The following is a 20841-nucleotide window of genomic DNA, read 5'->3' as shown; positions in this document are numbered from 1 at the left end:
CCGATCAGGACCGTGCGCGAGCCCGTGACGATGCGTGCGTATTTGACTTTATCGTCTATGCGGGCTGCGGGTTTTCCCGTCATGCAAGTTCCAATCAAAAAGTGATAGTAAATAGTTTAAATCTACCATATACAACTTTCCGATGGAACTTGGCTGTTGCTGATTGGACGCTGTGCAACAGGTCTACTTCAAGGCCGCAGCACCACCGCCCCCTGCGTCTGCCCCGCCTCCAGATCAGCATGGGCGGCAGCCACGTCGGCGAGCGCATAGCGGCGCCCAATGGCCGGTTGGAGGATGCCCTGCGCTACCGCCTGCAGCACGGCAGCGGCGCGCTGCTGGTATTCGGCCGCCGTGGCAGTGTGCGCAGCCAGTGAGGGGCGGGTGATATAGAGCGAGCCTTTGGCGTTGAGCGTGGCCATTTCGACGGCGGGCGGCGCGCCGGTCGTGGCGCCAAAGGACACCATCAGGCCCCGGGGGCGCAGGCAGTCCAGCGATGCGGCAAAGGACAGCTTGCCCAGGCCGTCATAGACCACATCGGCCATGCGGCCGCCGGTGGCCTCGCGCAGCTGCGCGGCCAGGGTCTGGGGATCGAACACCAGCGCCTGGCCGCAACCGGCAGCCAACGCCCGTGCCTGGCTTTGTGCTTTGGAGACCACGCCGATAACGGTGGCGCCCAGATGCTTGGCCCAAGAGGCCATCAGCTGGCCCACACCGCCCGATGCGCCATAGAGCAGCACAACGGTGCCCGGGCCGACCGCATAAGTGCTCGTCAGCAGGTACTGCGCGGTAATGCCTTTGAACAGCACGGCGGCGGCCTGCTCGGCGCTGATGCTATCGGGCAGCTTGACCAGGCGCTCGGCCGGGTAGAGGCGCTCGCTGGCATAGGCGCCCAAGGGCCCCGTGGCATAGGCCACCCGGTCGCCCACCGCCAGCTGGCTCACCCCAGCGCCCAGCGCCAGCACGGTACCCGCGCCTTCCAGCCCCAGGCCCGATGGCAGCGGGATGGGCGCCAGGCCCTTGCGCTGCAGCACATCAAGCGGGTTCACGCCCACCGCCTGCTGCGCGAGCAGGACCTCACCCGGGCCGGGTGCGACCAGCTCCAGCTGCTGCAGCTGCATGCATTCCGGGCCACCGGCTGCTGCCAAACGAATCACTTGCGCCATGCATCACTCCTTGCGGTTTTGTCGATGGCGCCAGCTTAGAGCCTGCATGGCTACGGATAAATAGTGCGCCATACAGTTGATAGCTGCAGTGGATGCAGCAATCACCGCTCTGGCGTTACCCAGCGATCAGGCAGCGGGCCGTCCCAGCAGACCACACAGTTCGCTGAGATTGCGCACCAGCGCCTGGGGCGGGGGGCTGCTCAAGGGCCAGCGCAAGGCCAGGCCTGCTTCGCTGCGCTGGTGGTGGCCCAGCTCCTGGCGCTGCACCCAGGCGGCCTGCATGCCGCAGGCCAGCGCGCCTTGCACATCCAGCTCGGCGTCGTCGCCCACATGCAAGAAGGCGGGCAGATCGATACCTGCACGCTCGGCAGCAGCGGCAAAAATGCGCGGATCCGGCTTGGCCACCCCGACCTCGCGCGCACTGGTGCTGGCTACAAACCAGGGCGACAGGCCCACCAGGTCGAGCTGGGCATTGCCGTTGGAGACGGCGACCAGCGGGTAGCGCGAGGACAGCCAGGCCAGCGCATCCTCGACCTCGGCAAACCAGGTCACGCGGTTGCGGGCGGCAAAGAACTGGGCAAAAACCGCCTCGACCAGCGCTTCATCGCCACCGCTTTGCTGCAGCGCGCGGCGGATGAACTGCTGGCGGAAATGCGTCATGTCATGCGCCAGGTGCACAAAGTCATCGCGCACCGACTGGCGGATGCGCTGGGCCTCGGCCGGGTCCTGCAGCAGCGCCGCCGTGGCAGGGGCATGGTCCAGCAAAAATGCGTGCTGTGCGGCCTCGGCCGCCTTCAAGGTGGGCAGCACGGGCCAGAGGGTGTCATCCAGGTCAAGGCTGATGGCACGGATTCGGGAGAGATCGAGCATGGCGCCCAGCATAGCGGATCGCGGCCGCCAGGCGCGCCGCAGCCGTCCGCTGCCCGACAAGCGCGCGCGGGCCCGCTGCGACCAGGGGTATGCACGGGGGCCCGCTGCCAAGCTGCGACAATCCCAGCCATGGTTTCACGCTTTCGACCCGAGCCTCTTGGCCAACCCCTCCCTGACCGAACCGGCATCCTGCTGTGCAACCTGGGCACACCCGATGCGCCCACCACGGCGGCCACGCGCCGCTACCTGGCCGAGTTTCTGAGCGACCAGCGCGTGGTCGAGATCCCGCCGCTGGTCTGGAAGCCGCTGTTGCACGGCGTGATTTTGCGCACGCGCCCTGCCAAATCGGCCGCCAAGTACCGCAGCGTCTGGATGCCCGAGGGCTCGCCGCTGGCCGTCTGGACCGAGAAACAGGCCAAGCTGCTGCGCGGCACCTTGGGCGAAGCAGGCCACCAGGTGCTGGTGCGGCCAGCGATGCGCTACGGCAACCCCTCGATCGCCAGCCAGCTCGATGCCTTCAAGGCCGAGGGCGTGCGCCGTGTGCTGGTGCTGCCGCTCTATCCGCAGTACTCGGCCACCACCACGGCCAGCGTGGTCGATGCCGTCAACACCTGGTGCGCCAGCGCGCGCGACATCCCCGAGATCCGCTTTGTGCGCAGCTACCAGCGCGACCCGGGTTATATCCAGGCGCTGGCCCAGAGCGTGCGCAAGCAGTGGCAGATGGATGGCCGCGCGCCCAAGCTGGTGATGAGCTTCCATGGCATCCCCGAGCGCAATGTGCGCCTGGGCGATCCCTACCAGCAGCAGTCGCAGGAGACAGCCCGCCTGCTGGCCGCCGAGCTGGGCCTTGCCGAGAGCGAGTACCTGCTCACCTTCCAGTCGCGCTTTGGCAAGGCCAAATGGCTGGAGCCCTATACCGAGCCCAGCCTGATCGCGCTGGCCCAGCAAGGCCTGCGCCATGTGCAGGTGATGTGCCCGGGCTTCCCTGCCGATTGCCTGGAGACGCTCGAAGAGATCAACCAGGAGGTGCGCGAAGCCTTTGTCCATGCAGGCGGCCAGCAGTTCGACTACATTGCCTGTTTGAACGACCAGCCCCGCTGGATCCAGGCCCTGCGCGAGCTGGCCCTGCAGCACCTGCAAGGCTGGGACACCAGCGCGCCGCCGCTCCAGCCGCGCTGAGCCCAGCCGCACAACGCCCGCCCCACGCTGCCCGAGACCGTAGCCTATGACCCTCCTGTCCCCTTACCGGCCCGAGCAGCGCGAGCGCGTGCTGGCCCTGTCCCTGCACGAGGCGCAGCAGCCCTATGTTGCGCCAATGGCCCAGACGCTGGCCGAGCTCCACCCGGGGCTCAGCGCCCACCTGATCGGCCATGGCGAGCAGATCGCCGGCTTTTTCCTGATCGACCAGGACTACGCGCAGCACTACCCCTTTGCCTCGGCGGACAGCGTGGGCCTGCGCAGCTTCTTTGTCGACCAGCGCTTTCAGGGCATGGGCCTGGCCAAGCGCAGCCTGCAGGCGCTGCCCGCCTACCTGCAGGCGCAAGGCATGGCCGCCACAGCCGTGTTCCTCACCGTCAACTGCAAGAACGCCGCCGCCATCCCGCTGTACCGCCAGTGCGGTTTTGCAGACACCGGCGAGCTGTACCTGGGCGGCGGCTATGGGCCGCAGCACATCATGCGGCTGGCGCTGTAACCCTGCACTGCGCCTTGCCCAGACACCCCCATTGACCCACCACAAGGCCCCTGCCGCCCCGCGCGCCTGTGGCCTTCTAAAAAAAGATTCCCTTGTCCGACACGCCATTGACCCCTTCCCGATCTGCCGCCTCCTTGCTCTGCGCCGAGCTGCTGCAGGCCCACGAGCTGCGCCTGCGCATCGACCCGGCCCAGCTGGGCTTTGCCAGCACGGCCGAGCTGGTGCAGGAGCCCTTCTCCTGGATCGGCCAACAGCGCGCCCAGGCGGCGGCCGAGTTTGGCCTGGCGATGGACCCGCCCGACTACCACCTGTTTGTGCTGGGCGAAGAAGGCAGTGGCCGCACCTCGCTGCTGCGCCAGGCCATGCAGGCCGAGGCACAGCGCCGCCCTGCTGCGCAAGATATCGCCTTTGTGCACAACTTCGCCGTGCCCGAGCGCCCCCAGGCGCTGCGCCTGCCCGCTGGCCAGGGCCGCAGCCTGCGCCGCCGCATCGAGGCCATGGTGGACAAGCTGCCCGAGCAGCTCGACAAGGCGGTGCAGCAGGCGCAGCACCGCAGCCAGATCGAGCAGCTCTACAACCAAGCCCGCCAGGCCGAAGAGGCCGCTTTTGGCACACTGCACGACTGGGCCCAGAGCGCCGGCCTGCGCATTCACCGTGAAGAGGGTCAGCTGGTGGTCGAGAGCCAGGACAGCGGCCCTGCCGGCCAAGGCGATGCCGGGGGCCCGGACGCCGGGGGCCCGGACGCCGGATGCCCGGACGCCGGACAGCCCGCTGCCGATGCGCCTGCCGCGTTGACTGCCGCAGAGCGGCTGCAGCAGCCGTCTGCCGCTGACACCGATCAGCTGCCGCCAGCGCTGCAAAGCGACTCTCAGCCCCCAGCAGACACCGAGGCCGATCCTGCCCTGCTGCTGTCGCCTGGCGAAGGCGCAGAGCAAGAAGGCAAGGATGGCGCAGAGGCCCCCAGCACCGCGGCACCTGCCGAAGACCTGGAATACCAGCTGCGCGTGCAGCTGGCGCAGTTCCGTGGCCTGGTGCGGCAAGCGCAGATGGCGCGCGATGCGGCGCTCAATCTGTTCTACCAATCGTTGGCCACGCCGCTGTGGCAGGCCGCATCGGCGCAGGTGCTCGAAGGCCTGACGCCCAGCGCCGAGCATGGGGCCACCTTGCAGCGCTGGCTGTCGCAGATGCAGGCCGAGTGGCTCAAGAACATGGCGCTGTGGGTGCCGGGCAGCATTGCGCAGGATGCCGATGCGCTGCTCGACCAGACCGACAGCATCGAGGGCGAAGGCGAAAGCCAGGATGCGCGCGACGATGCCCGCGCCCTGCTGGAGACCAAGCGCAAGGCGCTGCGCGCGCTCAGCCAGCTCAACCTGATCGTGGACCACCATGGCGAGGCCCATGCCCCCGTGGTGCTGGAAGACCAGCCCAGCCTGCGCAACCTGTTTGGCACCATCGACCCGCCGGAAGACGACGAGCGCCGCAGCGATTTCTCCTGCATCCGCGCGGGCAGCGTGCTGCGCGCCGATGGCGGCTTTTTGATGCTGCACCTGCGCGATCTGCTGGGCGACGAAGACAGCTGGCAGGCCTTGCGCCGGGTGCTGCGCACGCGCCAGCTGCGCATCGAAGATGCCCATGCCGCCCAAGGCCCCAGCAGCAGCGGCGCGATGCTGCCCGAGCTCTTGGCGCTGAACTTCAAGCTGGTGCTGGTCGGCTCCGAAGAGGCCTACTACCAGCTGCAGGAGAGCGACCCGGACATGGCCCGGCGCTTTCGCGTCAAGGTCGATTTTTCCGACCAGTTCCAGGCCTCGCTCGCCACCTACCGCGCCACTGCGGCGCTGATGGCGCAGCGCTGCAAGCTCTACCAGATGCCGCACTGCGACGCGAGCGCAGTCGCCCGGCTGCTGGAGCAATCCCACCGCGAGGCCGACGACCAGCAGCGCCAAAGCGGCCGCTTGAACCAGTTGGAAGCCCTGCTGCTGGAGAGCGCCCAGCGCGCCCGCCAATCCGGCCAGCAACCAGGCCAGGACCGTCTGGTGCAGGCCGCCGATGTGGAGGCCGCGCTGGCCGCCCAGCGCCTGCGCCACAACGCGATGGAGCAGGACCTGCATGCCGCGATCACCGACGGCGAGCACCTGATCTCCTTTGCCGGCAGCCAGGTCGGCCAGATCAATGGCATGTCGCAGATCGACACCGGCGACCACCGCTTTGGGCTGCCGGTGCGCATCAGCGCGCGTACCCATGCCGGCCAGGAAGGGGTGATGAACATCGAGCGCGAGGTCGCCATGTCCGGCCCCATCCATGACAAGGGCGTGCTGATTTTGCAGGGCTATCTGACCGCCTTGTTTGGCCACCTGGCGCCGCTCGCGCTCAATGCCTCGGTGGTGTTCGAGCAGGAATACAGCGGTGTCGAAGGCGACTCGGCCAGCTGCGCCGAGCTCTATGCGCTGCTGTCATCGCTGTCGGGCCTGCCACTGCGCCAGAGCATTGCCGTCACCGGCGCGCTCAACCAGCACGGCGAGGTGCTGCCGGTGGGCGGCCTCAATGAAAAGATCGAAGGCTGGTTTGACCTCTGCGCCGCGCAGGGGCTCGATGGCAGCCATGGCGTGCTGATCCCGGCGCGCAACCAGCGCCACCTGATGCTGGCCGAGCGCGTGGTGCAGGCGGTGGAAGCCGGGCAGTTCCATGTCTACACGGCCGAGCATGTGGGCCAGGGCCTGGCGCTGCTGATGGACCAGTGCAACCTGCCTGCTACGGGCGCCCTGCACCCCATGCCCGAGGCGCAGCGCCTGCCTATTGCGGTGGTGCAGGCGGCCGAGGCCAGCCTGCTGCAGTACCGCCTGGCCTGCCAGCGTGCCGATGCAGCGCGGCCCCGTGCCCAGCGCTCCCGCCAGCGGCTGCTGCCCAAAGCCGCCAAGCGCCCGCCGCTGGATTGACGGCTAAGCCGTTCAGGCTTCGTCCGGGACCGGCAGGTCCTGCGACGAGGCTGCTGCCAGCTGCAGGCGCAGCTGGGCGTTTTCCAGCTCCAGCGCCTGCACGCGGGCGCGCAAGTCGCTGATCTGCTGCTGGGCCTTGTCCAGCGCAGCATCCACCGCCTCGGCGCCATGCGCGGCCGAGGGGGCGCTGGCGGGTTCTTCGGCTTCGGGGGCCTCTTCCTTGGGCTTGCGCTTGGACTCGCGCACCTGCTTGACCACCTGCTTCAAGCCATCCTTGCCGCCTTGCGCAGCGGCCTGCTGCGCTTCATGCGGCAAGGTGGCCACCACAGCGGCGGCATTGATGGAGATATCGCCGGCCTTCAAGGCCTCGACCAGCGCAGGTGCAGCGCTTTTCTGGATCTTCTCGATCTGCGCGACCTGGCTGCTCGACAAGCGGGCCGCCTTGGCAATCGCCTCGCGCGTGGCTACCTTTTCCAGCTCAGCCGCATCGACCGGCGAGAAAGCCTCATCGGCATTGCTGAGCGCTGGCGCCTCGCCTTCGGCCGGCTGCGCGGGCACCGGGTGGGCCTTCTCCAGCTTGCGGTGCTCCAGAATCTCGCGCTTGCGCAGCGCCAGCACGCCCCGCTGAAAATCCGAGACGCTGCGGCGCCCCAGGTGCTGGTCGATCATCCACAGGTAGACATCCTGCATCGACTGGAACTGGGTGTTTTGCACCGTGTTGAAAGGCAGGCCATGCTTTTGGCAGATGCCGTAGCGGTTGTGGCCATCGACCAGTACATTGCCCCAGAGCACCAGCGCATCGCGGCAGCCTTCGGCCAGGATGCTGCGCTCCAGCGAGGCATGCTCGTCCGGGGTCAGTGGGTCGATGTAGGCCTTGAGTTCTTCGTTGACAACAATATCCATAATGCAGAGCGGCGGCAGGGTGCCGCCGCTGGTAATCCTTAAAAAAGCTTGCGCCGATTGTAGAAGTGCGCAAAAGTGGCAGCCGCTTGACAAGGATTTGACAGCCATGAACAAGACCGAACTGCAGGCATTGATGGCCGCGCTGCAAGCGCGCTTTGAAGCCCATATGCCGCGCCACCCCCAACTGGACTGGGCGCTGGTGCTAAAGCGCCTGGACAAGAACACGGCCGCCCACCAAGCGCTGGCCCAGATGGAGGCCACCGGCGGCGAGCCCGATGTGATCTTGCAGGATGGCGCCAGCGGCCAGCTGCTGTTTGCCGATTGTGCTGCCGAAAGCCCCACGGGACGGCGCAGCCTCTGCTTTGACGAAGAGGCGCTGGCCGCGCGCAAGGAAAACAAGCCCGCCGGCAGTGCGCAGGGCATGGCCGACGCCATGGGTGTGCAGCTGCTGGATGAGGCGCAGTACCGCCATCTGCAGACCCTGGGCGCGTTTGACGGCAAGACCTCCAGCTGGCTGGCCACGCCCGACGAGATGCGGCGCCTGGGCGGCGCGCTGTTTGGCGACCGGCGCTATGGGCGCGTGTTCACTTACCACAATGGCGTGCAGTCCTATTACGCAGCGCGCGGCTTTCGCGCCGGCCTCTGGGTATAGAAATCCTCTCTCGGCATTCCATATTCCTTGGGGGCATATAACCTTACCGCGATATATTCAATCCGCGCATAGCGTGCTTGCGGACTGCAATCGCGGGACAATGGAGCCCATTGATTTGCCTCTACACGCTATTGCCATGACAACCTTTCGCCAGCTGGCTGTGGCCAGCGCCCTGTTCGCCAGCAGTTGGCTCACGGCAGCCCATGCCGCCCAGCCCCTTTTGAGCCCGGCCGAGCTGGCCAGCGCCCAGCAAAGCGCGGCCGCGCCTGTCGTTCTCGATATCCGCGAGCCCAAGCTCTATGCCGAAGGCCATATTCCCGGCGCGCTCAATGCGCCCTATGGCAAGTGGCGCGGCCCGGCCACCAACCCCGGTGAGCTGCCTGATCTGCCCAAGCTCACGGCCTTGGTGCAGTCGCTGGGCCTGACCCCGGCCACGCATGCCGTCGTGGTGTCCACCGGCGCCGATGCCACCGATTTTGGCGCGATGGCGCGTGTCTACTGGAGCCTGAAGGTGCTGGGCTTGAAGGACCTGTCCATCGTCAACGGTGGCATGAAGACCTGGGTGGCCGAAGGCCAACCCGTCAGCACCCAGGCGCCGCAGGTGCAGGCCAGCAGCTACCAGCCCGTGCTGGACGAGAGCCTGATCGCCACACGCGACCAGGTGCGCTCCCATGTTGACCTGAGCAATGCCGCGCTGGTCGATTCCCGCCCCGATGCCTTCTACCAAGGCAAGACCCGCGCGCCAGCGGCCAAGCTCTCGGGCACCCTGCCCGGCGCGCAGCAGCTCGATTTCAACCAGTGGTTTGTCAAAGGCACGGCCCAGTTTGTCGACCCGGCCACCGCACGGCAGATTGCGCAGAAGGTCAGCCGCAAGGACGGCCAGGACACCGTTGCTTTCTGCAATACCGGCCACTGGGCCGCCACCGACTGGTTTGGCCTGAGCGAGATGGCCGGCCTGCCCAATGTCAAGCTGTATGCTGGCTCGATGGTGGACTGGACCCAGCAGCCCGATGCCCCGGCGATGGAGAACCAGCCCGGCCGCGCCGAATCGCTGGCCTATGACGCCAAGCAATGGTGGCAGCGCAAGTTCAAATAAGCCGGACCCGGTTCTTTGGCTGCCAGCACTTCTGCAGAAGCGCTGGCAGCTTTTTGTTGTATTGACTCTCAACGGTGATCGTGATGAAACGACTTCCCCTGTCGATCCTGATGGCGGCCTTTTTTGGCTGGCTGCTGTGGTCGGTATCGCTGCGCCAGGCGGCGCTGTTCCTGGTCGGTATCGGCCTGGGTGCCATCCTGGCCGGCCAGCGCTTTGGCTTCACCACCGGCTGGCGCATGCTGGTCGAGGACAAGGACCCGCGCGGCGTGTTTGGCCAGCTGCTGCTGCTGGCACTGGCCGCTGCCATGGCCATGCCGCTGCTGGGCCACTACCCGGAGCTGACGGCCGCGCTGGGCCCACCCAGCATCAGTCTGCTGGTGGGTGCCTTTGTGTTTGGCCTGTGCATGCAGATTGCTGACGGCTGCGGCAGCGGCACCTTGTACAAGGCCGGTATGGGCATCCCGATGAACACGACCATCCTGCCGATGTTTGCGATTGGCAGCTTTTTAGGGTCGCTGCACCTGGGCTGGTGGCTGGACCTGGGCCGCATGCCGGCAGTCGGCCTGGTCAGCACCTGGGGCTGGCTGCCGGCGCTGCTCGCCACCTTGGCGGCGCTGGCCGTGATCGGCTTTGCGGTCCAGGCCTATTGCGCCAAGGCCCATGCCGCGCAGCAGCGCAGCATGCCCGGCCTGTGGCAGCGTAAGTGGGTGATGGGCGCGATGGGCCTGGCCATCTTCGCGACCCTGAACCTGGTGATTGCCGGCCAGCCATGGGGCGTCGTCTATGGCTTTGGCCTCTGGGCCGCCAAGGTCGCCAATGGCACCGGCATGGTCGACCTGGCAGGCAACTGGTTCTGGAGCCAGCCGGGCAATGCCCAGCGCCTGCACGAGACCGTGCTGCTGGACATCACCAGCATCACCAACATCGGCATTCTGGCCGGTGCGCTGTGGATTGCGGCGGGCAAGCCGGCTGCCGCCAAGGCGCTGACCGGCACGCAGTGGCTGGTGGCCCTGGTCGCTGGCCTAGTGCTGGGCTATAGCTCGCGCCTGGCCTTTGGCTGCAATGTGGGCGCGATGCTGTCTGGCATCAGCACCGGCAGCATCCATGGCTGGATCTGGGTGCCGCTGGCCTTTGTCGGCACGATCTTCGGGCTGCGCATTCGCCGCCATTTTGGTTTTTAAGCGCGAGGAGCCGCATATGAACACCACCCTTTTGCGCAGCAGCTTCTGGCTGCTGCTGGTCGCCTTCATCGCCTGGGATTACGTCCACAGCCAGCCGGTGGACCTGCGCTACGAGGCACCGCTGATCGCCGCAGGCTCGGGCCAGCATGCCAGCGGCGGCCACTGTTCGATGCCCGACTGAGCACGCCAGCGCGCGTCATGGCTTTGTCATGAAACAGTCACGGTAGCTGCCAAAAATACGGGGTTTGGCGTGGGGCATCCGCCCGTCCCCGGAGTGCTATCTTGACTGAACCCCTGCCGCGCGCGCCTGATACGGCCCCGCTGGTCTCCCCCCATGACAACAGCGGCCTGATCTGGGGCTATGCCTTTGACGGCAACGGCCCCGCCACGGCGCTGAACGCCGAGCAAGCGCAGGCCTGGCTGGCCGCACCGCCCAGCAGCACCGGCTTTGTCTGGCTGCATTTCAACCTCTCCCATGCCCACTGCCTGCGCTGGCTGCAGCAGTATGCGGCCCTCGATGAGCAGTACTTCGAGGCGCTGCGCGATGGCCTGGCCTCGACCCGCATCGAGCGCATGGACGATGCGCTGCTCGCCGTCATCAACGACATCGATTTCGACTTCCAGTTCGAGTCCAGCGATATCCACACGATGTGGATCCAGGCCTCGCCCCAGTGGGTGATATCGGCCCGCGCCCACCCGCTGCGCTCGGTCGATGCGCTGCGCCAGCAGATTCGCCAGGGCGACACGCCCGGCTCCAGCCCCCAGCTGCTCGAGCGCCTGCTGCGCGCCCAGGCCGATGTGCTGGTGCGCATCGTGCGCGATGTGACCCACCGCGTCGACCAGATCGAGGACACCATGCTGGGCGGGCGCACGCGCATGCAGCCGCGCCAGCTGGGCGCACTGCGCCGCCTGCTGGTGCGCTTAAAGCGCCTGCTCGCGCCCGAGCCCTCGGCGATGTTCCGCCTGCTGCAGATGCCCCCGCAGTGGATGCTGGACGAGGACCTGCATGCGCTGCGCGCGGCCAGCGAAGAGTTTTCCGTCTTCCTGCGCGACATGCAGTCGCTCGAAGAGCGCATCAAGCTTTTGCAGGAAGAGATTGCCGCCGGCATCAACGAAGACACCAACCGCTCGCTCTACACCTTGACGATGATCACCGTGCTGGCCCTGCCGGTGAACATGATGGCCGGCCTGTTCGGCATGAATGTGGGCGGCATACCGCTCAGCCAAGACCCGCTGGGCTTTTGGCTGCTGGTCGGGGTCATCGTGCTGTTCTCACTGATCGCGGCCTGGTGGCTGCGCAGCAAGCGCCGCAACCCGCCGGCCTGAGAACCTGCTGAGCGCCTGCAAAAAGACATTAACAACCGATCACTGATTATTTTTTTGTAAAATGGAAGGCTTGGGTGTCGTCACATAGGGTGTAGCGGCAGGTTGTGAGCGAAGGTCGGGCCGCCTCGCTGGAACTCTGTTGCCTGCACCGTTTGGACTGCGGGGCGCTGACACCCCCGTGCGCGCCCAACGGCCTGCAAACGGCTGCATGCTTCGCATCGGAGCACACCATGTTTGCCATCGAGCACCTGGCGGCTGGCATTTTTGCCATCGCGCTGGCCCATACCTTTCTTGCCAAGCAGTTCGAGCGCCTGTCGCACCGCTACCCGCGCCATGCCGGCGTTTTCCATCTGCTGGGCGAGGTCGAGATTGTCTTCGGCTTCTGGGCCATGGTGCTGATCGGCGTCATGGCCTTGGCCAGCGGGCCGGCCCAGGCGGTGGACTACGCCGAGTCGCGCAACTACACCGAGCCCCTCTTCGTCTTTGTCGTCATGGTCATGGCCGCGTCCCGCCCCATCGTGATGACGGTGCAGCGCACGCTGGCGGCTGTGGCCAGCGCCACACCGCTGCCCACGGCCCTGAGCCTGGCCTGGCTGGGCCTGGCTGCCGTGCCGCTGATGGGCTCGCTGATCACCGAGCCGGCCGCGATGACCATTGCCGCACTGACCCTGGCGCCGCTGGTCTTCACCCCGCGCATGCCCACCCGCCTCAAGTACCTCGCACTGGGTGTGCTCTTCGTCAACATCTCGATTGGCGGCACGCTCACCTCCTACGCCGCACCGCCGGTGCTGATGGTCGCTGCAACCTGGGGCTGGGACAGCGCCTTTATGCTGAGCCAGTTTGGCTGGAAAGCGGTGATTGCCGTGCTGGTCAACGCCAGCATCGCCACCTGGTGCATGCGCGGCCATCTGGCGGCAGCACCGCAAAGCGAGGATGCGCAAGCGACCATGCCGCTGGGTGTGGTGGCCGTGCATGCGGCCTTGCTGGCAGCGGTGGTCGTGCTGGCCCACCACCCGGTGCTGTTCCTGGGCGTATTTCTGCTGTTTCTGGGCTACACCCATGCCTATGCCCGGTACCAGAGCCCGCTGATCCTCAAGGAGGCGCTGCTGGTGGGCTTTTTCCTGGCGGGCCTGGTGGTGCTGGGCGGCCTGCAAAGCTGGTGGCTGCAGCCGCTGGTGGCCAGCATGGCACCGCTCGCGCTGTTCTTTGGTGCACTGGGGCTGACCGCCATCACCGACAATGCCGCCCTCACCTACCTGGGCTCGCAGATCGAAGGCATGAGCGATGCGGCCAAGTACATGCTGATGGCCGGTGCCGTCGCCGGCGGGGGCCTGACGGTGATTGCCAATGCGCCCAACCCTGCCGGTGTGGCGCTGCTCAAGCACGGTTTCAGCAACGCGACCATCAGCATTGGCGGCCTGTTGCTGGGCGCCTTGTTGCCCACCGCCATTGCGGCGCTGGCCTTCCTCTGCCTATAAATCGCTGCTGATCAAGCGGGCGCAGCGCTGCTGCCATGCACCTGGTAGCCCGCATCGATCCAGGCATCGATGCCGCCCAGCAGCGGCCGCACCCGCTGGATGCCGGCGCGGCGCAGCAGCTGGGCAATGCGGGCAGCCGATACCTCATTGGGGCAAGCGCAGTAGATGATCACCGAGGCCTCGGGATCAATGGCTGGCAGCCGCGCGCCCTTGGCATGCGGGTCGTAGGAATGCGCGCCGGGGATATGCGATGCCTCGAACGCCGTGCCGGCACGCACATCGAGAATGACGGGCAGATCGCTGCCGCCCAGCAGGTCATTGAGTTCATCGACCGTGAGCCGCTCCATGCGCAGCGAGCGGATCACCTGGCGCCGGCTCCACCAGCGGCGCGCGATGAAAATGGCAAACGCCAGCCCCAGCAGCAGCAAGCCCCACTGGCCCAGTTGCGCGAGCACCGCCAGCAGGTCCTCGACCGTGGAGCTGAACAGCCCCCCCAGTAGCACCGCCGAGCCCACCCACAGCAGCGCGCCCAGGCCATCGAACAGCACAAAACGGGCGGGCGTCGTGCCCACGGCCCCTGCCAGCGCACTGGCAATCGACGCAAAGCCGGGCACAAACTTGGCAATCAGCAGCGACTTGGCGCCCCAGCGGCCGTAGAGCGATTCGGTGTTCTGCACGCAGGAATCGGGCGAGAGCGAGACCTTGCACACCCTGGCGAGCACGCGCCGGCCATAGCGCCGCCCCATGGCATACCAGACGCCATCGGCGATCAGCGCCGCCAGCACGGCCACCGCAATCAGCAGCAGCTGCTGCGCCAGCGAATGGCCATGGATGGCGCCGGTCACCATCAGCACCGGATAGGCAGGGATGGGCGCGCCCAATTGCTCGATCAGCACATTGAAAAAGACGATACCAATACCGTATTCGCGCACCAGGGCGACAATCAGATCCATGGAAACAAGCCATTCATCGCTGCCGGGGCAGCGCCAGTTTTTGATCTGTCGATACTAGGCCATGGGCAGGCGGCTGCCTAGCCCGCAAATGGGCAATACAGTGTTGCAGCTTTAGAACGCTAGCGCCGCGAACACCATAAAAAAGGCACCCCGCAGGGTGCCAAGAGAAGGATGCTTTGCCAGGTCTGGGCATCAAGCCGCTGCGGCCTGCAGCGCCTTTTTGTTGCCCATCCACTTCAGAACCCGGGGGACAATCAGCACCGCCAGCACGATGATGATCAGGGTCAGCGACATGGGGCGCTGCAGGAAGATGGTCCAACTGCCCTCGCCAATGGCGACGGCGTTGCGCATCTGCGCCTCGGCCAACGGGCCCAGGATCATGCCGACGACCACCGGTGCGGTGGGGAAGTCAAAGCGCCGCATCACCACACCCAGCACGCCAATGCCCAAGAGCAGGAACAGGTCAAAGGTGCTCTGGCGCATGCCATAGGCGCCGACGGTGGCGAAAATCAGGATACCGGCATAGAGTTGCGGCTTGGGGATCTTCAGCAGCTTGACCCACATGCCCACCATCGGCAGGTTCAGCACCAGCAGCATCACATTGCCGATGTAGAGCGAGGCAATCAGCGCCCACACCAGCGCCGCCGAGCTGGTAAACAGCTGCGGGCCGGGGTTGATGCCATAGTTCTGGAATGCGCCCAGCAGCACAGCCGTGGTGTTGCTGGTGGGAATGCCCAGGGTCAGCAGCGGAATCAGCGCCGCCGTCACCGTGGCGTTGTTGGCGGCTTCTGGGCCGGCCACGCCTTCGATGGCGCCACTCGTGCCGAACTCGGCCTTGTCATCGCCCTTGGCCAGCTTTTTCTCGGCCGCATAGCTCAGAAAGGTCGGGATCTCGGTGCCGCCCGCAGGGATGCAGCCAAAGGGCGTACCGATGACCGTGCCACGGATCCAGGCGGGCACCGAGCGCTTCCAGTCGCGGCGCGTCATGTGCACACGGCCCATGGTGTTTTGCGTATCGCGGGTCTTGGCTTCGTAGAGCGCAAAGTACAGCACCTCGGCCACGGCGAACAGGCCGACGGCCACCAGCACGATGTCGATGCCGTCGAGCAGCTCGGGCTTGCCCATGGTGTAGCGCGCTGCGCCGGTGATCTGGTCCATGCCGATGCAGCCGATGGCCAGGCCCAGGAACAAGGCGGTCAAGCCGCGCAGGCTGCTCTTGCCCAGCACCGCGCTCACGGTGGTGAAGGCCAGCACCATCAGCATGAAGTACTCGGGCGGGCCCAGGCGCACGGCAAACTCGGCCACGGTGGGCGCAAACAGGGTCACGACCACGGTCGCAATCGTGCCGGCCACAAAGGAGCCGATGGCCGAGGTCGCCAGCGCCGCACCAGCGCGCCCGCTCTTGGCCATCTTGTTGCCCTCCATCGCCGTCACCATGCTCGCCGTCTCACCCGGGGTGTTGAGCAGGATCGAGGTGGTCGAGCCGCCATACATGGCGCCGTAGTAGATACCGGCAAAGAAGATCATCGAGGCGGTCACCTCGACCTTGGCGGTGATCGGCAGCAGCATGGCCACCGCCACCGCAGGGCCAATGCCCGGCAGCACACCCACGGCCGTGCCCAGGGCGCAGCCCACCAGCGCCCAGAGCAGGTTCACCGGCGTGGCCGCCGTCATGAAGCCTTGAATCAGTGCATTGAAAATTTCCATCACAGCCACCCTGTCTCGGTCAGTCCAGGCAGGTTGATTGCCAGGAATTGGGTAAAGGCCCAGAACACGGGCGCAGAAATCAGCAGACCCGTCACCAGGTCCTTGCCCATGGTCTTGAACGAGCCCGCCTGCGTTTGGCCGGTGGCGCGGCGCAGGCCTTGCGTGGCCAGCACATAGCACAGGCTGCAGCTGAGGATGAAGCCCAAGGTGGTGATCAGCGCCGCGCTGCTCAGCAGCCCTGCGCACACCCAGGTGAGCGCACCCCAGTCACCATGCTGGGCGCCATCGGGCGCGTCGAGGTGGTGATAGCCGCCGGTCAGCGCCTCCCAGCACAGCCAGATGCCGCACAGGCCCAGCACGCTGGCTGACAGCCAGGGCAGAAAATCCGGCCCCACGCCGCTGTAGCCCGCCTGCGAGGGGATGTGCAATGCCCCCCAGGACAGCAGGCCGGCAATTACCAAGACCGCTATGCCGACCAGCAGCTGCGAGGTGGTGCGCGGTGTGTGCGCATGCTCGAAAGCCTCCGGCGCAGGCGCGGCGGCGCCGTTGGCGGCCGGCCCCGAAGAATCTGCGGTGTTGCTCATATCGAAACTCCTGAAAAGATGACGGCGCCTCCCCCTCGCCACCCATCAGGCGGCAACAGCCCAGCCGGGCACCGGGCCAGGCCGGTGCCTCCATCAGCTGAACGGGGGGGGAGCGCAATGCGCGGGGCATGGCCGCCCAGGGCCATGCGTGCTGCACTTAGACCATGCCTGCGCGGGTCATGGTGTCCTTGAGATTGGCGAACTCGGCCGTGACGAACTGGCTGAAGGCGTCGCCTGCCAGCCATGCCGAGGTCCAGTCATTCTTCTTCATCGACTCGGCCCAGCTGGCGCTCTTGGTGGCCTTTTCCAGCATCGCGATCAGCTGCGCGCGCTGGTCGGCCGAGATGCCTGGCGCGCCATAGACGCCGCGCCAGTTGCCGATTTCCACATCGATGCCCTGCTCCTTGAGCGTGGGCACGGTCGAGCCTTCCAGGCGCTGGGCCGAGGTAACGGCGATCGGGCGCATCTTGCCGGTGGCGATGTACTCGGCAAACTCGCTAAAGCCGCTGCCGCCGACGGTGACATTGCCACCCAGCACGGCAGCAATCGCCTCGCCGCCGCCCCGGAAGGCGACATAGTTGATCTTGGCCGGGTCCACGCCGACAGCGCGGGCAATCATCGCTGCCGCAATGTGCTCAGTCGAGCCTCGCGAGCCGCCGCCCCACTTGATCGAACCGGGGTCCTTCTTGAGCTGGGCGACCACTTCGGCCATGCTCTTGTAAGGCGAGTTGGCGGGCAGCACAAAGACGTTGTATTCGCTGGTCAGGCGCGCCAGCGGCGTGGCCTGGTTGAGGTCCACCGGCGGCTTGCCGGTGATGATGCCGCCCAGCATGACGGCGCCCATGACCATCATCGCGTTGGGATCGCCCTTGCTGCCGTTGACGAACTGCGCCAGGCCGATGGCGCCTGCCGCGCCGCCCTTGTTGTCATAGGTGACGGAGCCAGCCACGCCGGCATCCTGCAGCGCCTTGCCCAGCGCGCGGCCGGTCGTATCCCAGCCGCCGCCGGGGTTGGCGGGCAGCAGCATCTTGACATTGGTGGCGGCCAGGGCCTGCAGGGGCAAGCTGCCGGCAGCAGCCAGAGCGAGCATGGATTTGAGGAACGCATCACGGCGCATGGTTGTCTCCTGATCGTGTTGTTAGTGCCTGAATCATCGCTGCGCTAGCTGTCAAATGGCTGTCAGCCAGGCTGTTCAGAGCTAGGGAAAACACCGAGCCCGGAGGCGCTGGGGAATTGGTGCACACTCCCGCCATGCACCTCTTGCTGATCGAAGACGACCCCACCATGCAGACCACCTTGCAGCGCACCTTGCGCCGGCGGGGCATGGAGGTCACGCCCATCACCGATGGCGGTGCAGCGCTGCCGGCCTGGCGCAAGCTCGAGCCCGATGTGGTGGTGCTGGACCTGAGCCTGCCGACAATGGACGGGCTGGAGATCATCGCCCAGGCGCGCAGCGAAGGCCTGGCCGCCCCGACCTTGATCCTGACCGCACGCGGCACCGTCGGCGACCGCATTCTGGGCCTGAACTCGGGCGCCGATGACTACCTGGCCAAGCCCTTTGACCTGGACGAGCTCGAAGCGCGCATCCGCGCGCTGGTGCGCCGCGCGCAGCCGCTGGTGGCCGAGCCCGCCGCGCCGGCCGCGCAGCCCCCCGGCATGGCACTGCGCTATGACAAGGCTTCCGAATCTTTTTACTGGCGTGGCACGCTGTTTGAGCTGACACCACGCGAGGTGGCTTTTTTGCGCGTGCTGAGCCAGCCCATGGGCCAGGCCGTGACCAAGGAGCGCTTGTTCAGCGCCGTCTTTGCCGGCGAGAGCGATGTGCAGCTCGAAGCGGTGGAAGTGGTGGCCTACCGCCTGCGCAAAAAGCTCGCGCCCACGCATATGCAGCTGATGACATTGCGCGGCCTGGGCTACCTGCTCAAGCCCGGTGCCGCCGATGGCGCCTGACAGCAGCAAGGCCTCGGGCCGATCCCAGGCGCCGCGCATACGCTCGCTGCGCCGCAACCTGCTACTGGGCATCTTGCTTCCCGTGGTGGTCTTCATCATCTACAACACCAGCAGCCTCTACCGCCAGTCGCTGCAGGCCATCAACACCGCTTACGACCGCAGCCTGCTCGCCTCGGCCAAGGTGATTGGTGAGCAGCTGACGGTGTCCGGTTATGACGACCTGGCGATTGTCGATTCGGCCGTGCCCTATTCGGCGCTGGAGGCCTTTGAGGCGGACAACCAGTCGCGGCTGTTCTACCGCGTCTCCAACATGAGCGGCGAGCTCATCGGCGGCTTTGCCGAGCTGCCCATCTGGCGCGGCCGCATTGCCCAGCAGCCGCCCTATGCCGCGCTGGTCGATTTCTACAATGCCGAGTTCCGGGGCATGCCCGTGCGCATGGCCGCCTTGCTGCAGCCGGTGGCCAGCGCCACCGGCCGGGGCATGGCCCTGATCCAGGTGGCAGAAACGCTGGAGATCCGCGAATCGCTGGCGCGCGACATTCTCTGGGGCACGCTGGTGCAGCAGGCCTTGCTGTTTGGCTGCATCGCCGCCGTGGTGGTCGTCGTGGTGCGGCGCGCCACCTTGCCGATTCTGCAGCTGAGCGACCAGCTCAATGCGCGCAGCGACCACGCCTTGCAGCCCCTCAGGACCCCGGCGGCGACCCCTTCGGAAGTGCTGCCGCTGGTCGATGCCACCAACCGCGTGATGGCGCGGCTCTCGCACCTGGTGCAGCACCAAAAGCGCTTTGTGCGCGATGCCTCGCACCAGCTGCGCACACCGCTGGCGGTGCTCAAGGTGCAGGTGCAGTCGGCCCAACGCGGCGATGTGGAGCCCGAGCAGGCGCTGCGGGAGATTGCCGCCACCGTGGACCGCGCCACCCTGCTGGCCAACCAGATGCTGTCGCTCGCCAAGGTCGAGCAGCTGCACCAGTCCGAGCACCCCCAGACCGCCCACCTGACGGCCATCGTGCGCGACATGGTGATCGAGCTCTCGCCTTTGCTGGCCGACAAGAACCTGCAGTTCGAGCTGCAAAGCGACGAGGTGCTGCTGGCCGCCCACCCCTGGATGCTGCGCGAGCTGGTGCGCAACCTTTTGCACAATGCGATCCAGCATTCGCCGCCCGACGCACCGCTGCTGCTGCAGCTGACGCAACAAGGCCCGGCGGCCACCTTGCGCATCAGCGACTGGGGCCCGGGCGTCAGCGCCGAGATGCAGGCGCGCCTGACCGAGCCCTTTGTCACTGGCAACCTGCGCGACGGCTCAGGCCTGGGCCTGGCGATCTGCCACTCCATCGTGACGGCACTGGGCGCGCGCCTGTCACTGCACAACCGCCTGCACCAGGGGCTTGTCCAAGGTTTCGATGCTGTAGTAGAGTTCAGACCGAATGTCCAACCACCTGCCGAAGATGGCCCACACTGAGACCGACCAGACTCCCACCATGCGCATCGACAAATGGCTGTGGTGCGCCCGCTTCTACAAGACCCGCGCCATTGCCGTCGAGGCCATCCACAAGGGCCATGTGAAGGTCAATGGCACGGTCGCCAAACCCTCCAAGGAAGTGCGCGCGCAGGACACCATCGAGCTGCTGCAGGCGCAGACACCGCGCACCGTTGCCGTGCTCGGCATGGCGGCCACCCGCGGCCCCGCCCCGGTGGCCCAGCAGATGTACGAGGAAACGGCCGACAGCATCCGCCAGCGCGAAGTGCTGAGCGAGCAGCGCCGCCTGGCGCCCGAGCCTGCCAACAGCCTGCAGGCCGGCCGCCCCACCAAGAAAGACCGCCGCGACATGCAGGAGCTGCGCAGCTGGAACGACCGCTGGAGCGCGCAATAGGCGCGCTTCGTCGGGCGCATGCGGTGACCTGAGCCGCCAGCAGATCAGCGCCAGCAATCGGCGGTACTGCTGCCCTGCGCCAGCTGCAAATTGCCCTGCCGGCCATCCTGGGTCAGCGTGTAGTTGCCGCAGCGGTCCCGCTGCTGTGGCCCCTGCCGGCGCATTGCCACCAGGGTGTAGCGCGCAGCACTGTTGCCTTCGGCAAAGCCGATGGTGTAGCGCTTGTCGGGCAGGTCCTGCCAGCTAAGCTGGGTGGGCAGCTCCAGCGGATAGACACCATTGGCCGTCGCGGCACGCTCCAGCCACTGCGCGGCCTGAAAAAGCCCCGTGCGGGCCTCCGTGCGGTGGCCCCGGCGCAGGTATTCGCTGTAGCTGGGCCAGGCCACCGCGCTCAGGATGCCGATGATGGCCAGCACCACCATCAGCTCCACCAAGGTCCAACCTGCGCGCGCCGTAAAAAGATGTTTTCGCATGGTTCCCC

Annotated in this window: 20 protein-coding genes; 12 read left to right on the top strand and 8 right to left on the bottom strand. The window is 66.6% G+C overall.

Annotated features, from left to right (window positions below; all coding sequences use genetic code 11):
- Positions 1–188 precede the first annotated feature (188 nt).
- Together WH367_RS05020 and WH367_RS05015 are read right to left on the bottom strand one after the other, a co-directional pair.
- A complete protein-coding gene (locus WH367_RS05020; protein ID WP_339534584.1) occupies positions 189–1163 on the bottom strand; it encodes a quinone oxidoreductase family protein in 975 nt (324 codons plus the stop codon).
- Positions 1164–1289: 126 nt separating this feature from the next.
- A complete protein-coding gene (locus tag WH367_RS05015) occupies positions 1290–2033 on the bottom strand; it encodes an HAD-IA family hydrolase (protein ID WP_339534581.1) in 744 nt (247 codons plus the stop codon).
- 129 nt (positions 2034–2162) lie between these two features.
- Here WH367_RS05015 and hemH point away from each other — a divergent pair, with 129 nt between their 5' ends.
- The 3 genes from hemH (at position 2163) to WH367_RS05000 (ending at position 6659) form a co-directional block, all read left to right on the top strand.
- Positions 2163–3212, top strand: a complete 1050-nt coding sequence (hemH, locus tag WH367_RS05010; protein ID WP_339534579.1) for a ferrochelatase — start codon at positions 2163–2165, stop codon at positions 3210–3212.
- Between the two features lie 46 nt (positions 3213–3258).
- The gene (locus WH367_RS05005) at positions 3259–3726 is read left to right on the top strand and encodes a GNAT family N-acetyltransferase (protein WP_339534577.1); all 468 of its coding nucleotides are present in this window, start codon (positions 3259–3261) and stop codon (positions 3724–3726) included.
- 92 nt (positions 3727–3818) lie between these two features.
- On the top strand, positions 3819–6659 hold the full coding sequence (locus WH367_RS05000; protein ID WP_339534575.1) for an AAA family ATPase: 2841 nt from the start codon (positions 3819–3821) through the stop codon (positions 6657–6659).
- 12 nt (positions 6660–6671) lie between these two features.
- Here WH367_RS05000 and WH367_RS04995 read toward each other — a convergent pair whose 3' ends face one another.
- Positions 6672–7562 (bottom strand): plasmid replication/partition related protein, encoded by an 891-nt coding sequence (locus WH367_RS04995; protein WP_339519042.1) that lies wholly within the window; start codon positions 7560–7562, stop codon positions 6672–6674.
- Between the two features lie 106 nt (positions 7563–7668).
- On the opposite strand from WH367_RS04995, the gene WH367_RS04990 reads away from it, so the two are divergent.
- From WH367_RS04990 to WH367_RS04965, 6 genes are all read left to right on the top strand, one after another.
- Positions 7669–8214 carry a DUF4256 domain-containing protein gene (locus tag WH367_RS04990; protein ID WP_339534572.1) on the top strand — a complete coding sequence of 182 codons (546 nt, stop codon included), beginning with the start codon at positions 7669–7671 and terminating at the stop codon, positions 8212–8214.
- Positions 8215–8350: 136 nt separating this feature from the next.
- Positions 8351–9310, top strand: coding sequence for a sulfurtransferase (locus WH367_RS04985; RefSeq protein ID WP_339534570.1), 960 nt, complete (start codon positions 8351–8353; stop codon positions 9308–9310).
- A gap of 83 nt (positions 9311–9393) precedes the next feature.
- Entirely contained in the window at positions 9394–10491 is a 1098-nt protein-coding gene (locus tag WH367_RS04980; RefSeq protein WP_339534568.1) for a YeeE/YedE thiosulfate transporter family protein, read from the top strand.
- Positions 10492–10507: 16 nt separating this feature from the next.
- Positions 10508–10672 (top strand): hypothetical protein, encoded by a 165-nt coding sequence (locus tag WH367_RS04975; RefSeq protein ID WP_021026986.1) that lies wholly within the window; start codon positions 10508–10510, stop codon positions 10670–10672.
- 101 nt (positions 10673–10773) lie between these two features.
- Positions 10774–11817: a transporter gene (locus tag WH367_RS04970; protein ID WP_021026985.1), complete on the top strand. Its 1044-nt coding sequence runs from the start codon at positions 10774–10776 to the stop codon at positions 11815–11817.
- A gap of 230 nt (positions 11818–12047) precedes the next feature.
- Complete coding sequence (locus WH367_RS04965; RefSeq protein WP_339534565.1) at positions 12048–13295, top strand: putative Na+/H+ antiporter; 1248 nt, start codon at positions 12048–12050, stop codon at positions 13293–13295.
- Positions 13296–13306: 11 nt separating this feature from the next.
- Here WH367_RS04965 and WH367_RS04960 read toward each other — a convergent pair whose 3' ends face one another.
- The 4 genes from WH367_RS04960 to WH367_RS04945 form a co-directional block, all read right to left on the bottom strand.
- Entirely contained in the window at positions 13307–14248 is a 942-nt protein-coding gene (locus WH367_RS04960; protein WP_339534562.1) for a DedA family protein/thiosulfate sulfurtransferase GlpE, read from the bottom strand.
- A 192-nt stretch (positions 14249–14440) separates the two neighbouring features.
- Positions 14441–15955 (bottom strand): tripartite tricarboxylate transporter permease, encoded by a 1515-nt coding sequence (locus tag WH367_RS04955; RefSeq protein ID WP_339519053.1) that lies wholly within the window; start codon positions 15953–15955, stop codon positions 14441–14443.
- Complete coding sequence (locus WH367_RS04950) at positions 15955–16539, bottom strand: tripartite tricarboxylate transporter TctB family protein (protein WP_021026981.1); 585 nt, start codon at positions 16537–16539, stop codon at positions 15955–15957. Before WH367_RS04950 ends, WH367_RS04955 begins: the two co-directional genes overlap by 1 nt.
- A gap of 157 nt (positions 16540–16696) precedes the next feature.
- Positions 16697–17656, bottom strand: a complete 960-nt coding sequence (locus WH367_RS04945; RefSeq protein ID WP_312987665.1) for a Bug family tripartite tricarboxylate transporter substrate binding protein — start codon at positions 17654–17656, stop codon at positions 16697–16699.
- 134 nt (positions 17657–17790) lie between these two features.
- Here WH367_RS04945 and WH367_RS04940 point away from each other — a divergent pair, with 134 nt between their 5' ends.
- Genes WH367_RS04940 through WH367_RS04930 form a run of 3 tightly spaced genes read left to right on the top strand, consistent with a single transcriptional unit; the run spans position 17791 to position 20360 of the window.
- A complete protein-coding gene (locus WH367_RS04940) occupies positions 17791–18489 on the top strand; it encodes a response regulator transcription factor (RefSeq protein ID WP_339519056.1) in 699 nt (232 codons plus the stop codon).
- The gene (locus tag WH367_RS04935) at positions 18479–19948 is read left to right on the top strand and encodes a sensor histidine kinase (protein WP_339534558.1); all 1470 of its coding nucleotides are present in this window, start codon (positions 18479–18481) and stop codon (positions 19946–19948) included. Before WH367_RS04940 ends, WH367_RS04935 begins: the two co-directional genes overlap by 11 nt.
- Positions 19914–20360 carry a S4 domain-containing protein gene (locus WH367_RS04930; protein WP_021026977.1) on the top strand — a complete coding sequence of 149 codons (447 nt, stop codon included), beginning with the start codon at positions 19914–19916 and terminating at the stop codon, positions 20358–20360. The genes WH367_RS04935 and WH367_RS04930 overlap by 35 nt, the downstream gene beginning before the upstream one ends.
- 44 nt (positions 20361–20404) lie before the next feature.
- Here WH367_RS04930 and WH367_RS04925 read toward each other — a convergent pair whose 3' ends face one another.
- Positions 20405–20833 (bottom strand): type IV pilin protein, encoded by a 429-nt coding sequence (locus WH367_RS04925; protein WP_339519063.1) that lies wholly within the window; start codon positions 20831–20833, stop codon positions 20405–20407.
- Positions 20834–20841 lie beyond the last annotated feature (8 nt).

Origin of the sequence: Comamonas sp. MYb21 (assembly GCF_037479395.1) — a bacterium.
Classification (GTDB): domain Bacteria; phylum Pseudomonadota; class Gammaproteobacteria; order Burkholderiales; family Burkholderiaceae_C; genus Comamonas.
The sequence above is the reverse complement of the archived record's forward strand: the minus strand, read 5'-3'. Positions and strand labels throughout refer to the sequence as shown.

Coding starts and splice junctions, on each gene's coding strand:
- WH367_RS04965 (WP_339534565.1), top strand. CDS start 12,048: ATGTTTGCCATCGAGCACCTGGCGGCTGGCATTTTTGCCATCGCGCTG.
- WH367_RS04955 (WP_339519053.1), bottom strand. CDS start 15,955: ATGGAAATTTTCAATGCACTGATTCAAGGCTTCATGACGGCGGCCACG.
- WH367_RS04940 (WP_339519056.1), top strand. CDS start 17,791: ATGCACCTCTTGCTGATCGAAGACGACCCCACCATGCAGACCACCTTG.
- WH367_RS04930 (WP_021026977.1), top strand. CDS start 19,914: ATGTCCAACCACCTGCCGAAGATGGCCCACACTGAGACCGACCAGACT.
- WH367_RS05005 (WP_339534577.1), top strand. CDS start 3,259: ATGACCCTCCTGTCCCCTTACCGGCCCGAGCAGCGCGAGCGCGTGCTG.
- WH367_RS04960 (WP_339534562.1), bottom strand. CDS start 14,248: ATGGATCTGATTGTCGCCCTGGTGCGCGAATACGGTATTGGTATCGTC.
- WH367_RS04950 (WP_021026981.1), bottom strand. CDS start 16,539: ATGAGCAACACCGCAGATTCTTCGGGGCCGGCCGCCAACGGCGCCGCC.
- WH367_RS05020 (WP_339534584.1), bottom strand. CDS start 1,163: ATGGCGCAAGTGATTCGTTTGGCAGCAGCCGGTGGCCCGGAATGCATG.
- WH367_RS04990 (WP_339534572.1), top strand. CDS start 7,669: ATGAACAAGACCGAACTGCAGGCATTGATGGCCGCGCTGCAAGCGCGC.
- WH367_RS04995 (WP_339519042.1), bottom strand. CDS start 7,562: ATGGATATTGTTGTCAACGAAGAACTCAAGGCCTACATCGACCCACTG.
- hemH (WP_339534579.1), top strand. CDS start 2,163: ATGGTTTCACGCTTTCGACCCGAGCCTCTTGGCCAACCCCTCCCTGAC.
- WH367_RS04985 (WP_339534570.1), top strand. CDS start 8,351: ATGACAACCTTTCGCCAGCTGGCTGTGGCCAGCGCCCTGTTCGCCAGC.
- WH367_RS04935 (WP_339534558.1), top strand. CDS start 18,479: ATGGCGCCTGACAGCAGCAAGGCCTCGGGCCGATCCCAGGCGCCGCGC.
- WH367_RS05015 (WP_339534581.1), bottom strand. CDS start 2,033: ATGCTCGATCTCTCCCGAATCCGTGCCATCAGCCTTGACCTGGATGAC.
- WH367_RS04975 (WP_021026986.1), top strand. CDS start 10,508: ATGAACACCACCCTTTTGCGCAGCAGCTTCTGGCTGCTGCTGGTCGCC.
- WH367_RS04980 (WP_339534568.1), top strand. CDS start 9,394: ATGAAACGACTTCCCCTGTCGATCCTGATGGCGGCCTTTTTTGGCTGG.
- WH367_RS04945 (WP_312987665.1), bottom strand. CDS start 17,656: ATGCGCCGTGATGCGTTCCTCAAATCCATGCTCGCTCTGGCTGCTGCC.
- WH367_RS04925 (WP_339519063.1), bottom strand. CDS start 20,833: ATGCGAAAACATCTTTTTACGGCGCGCGCAGGTTGGACCTTGGTGGAG.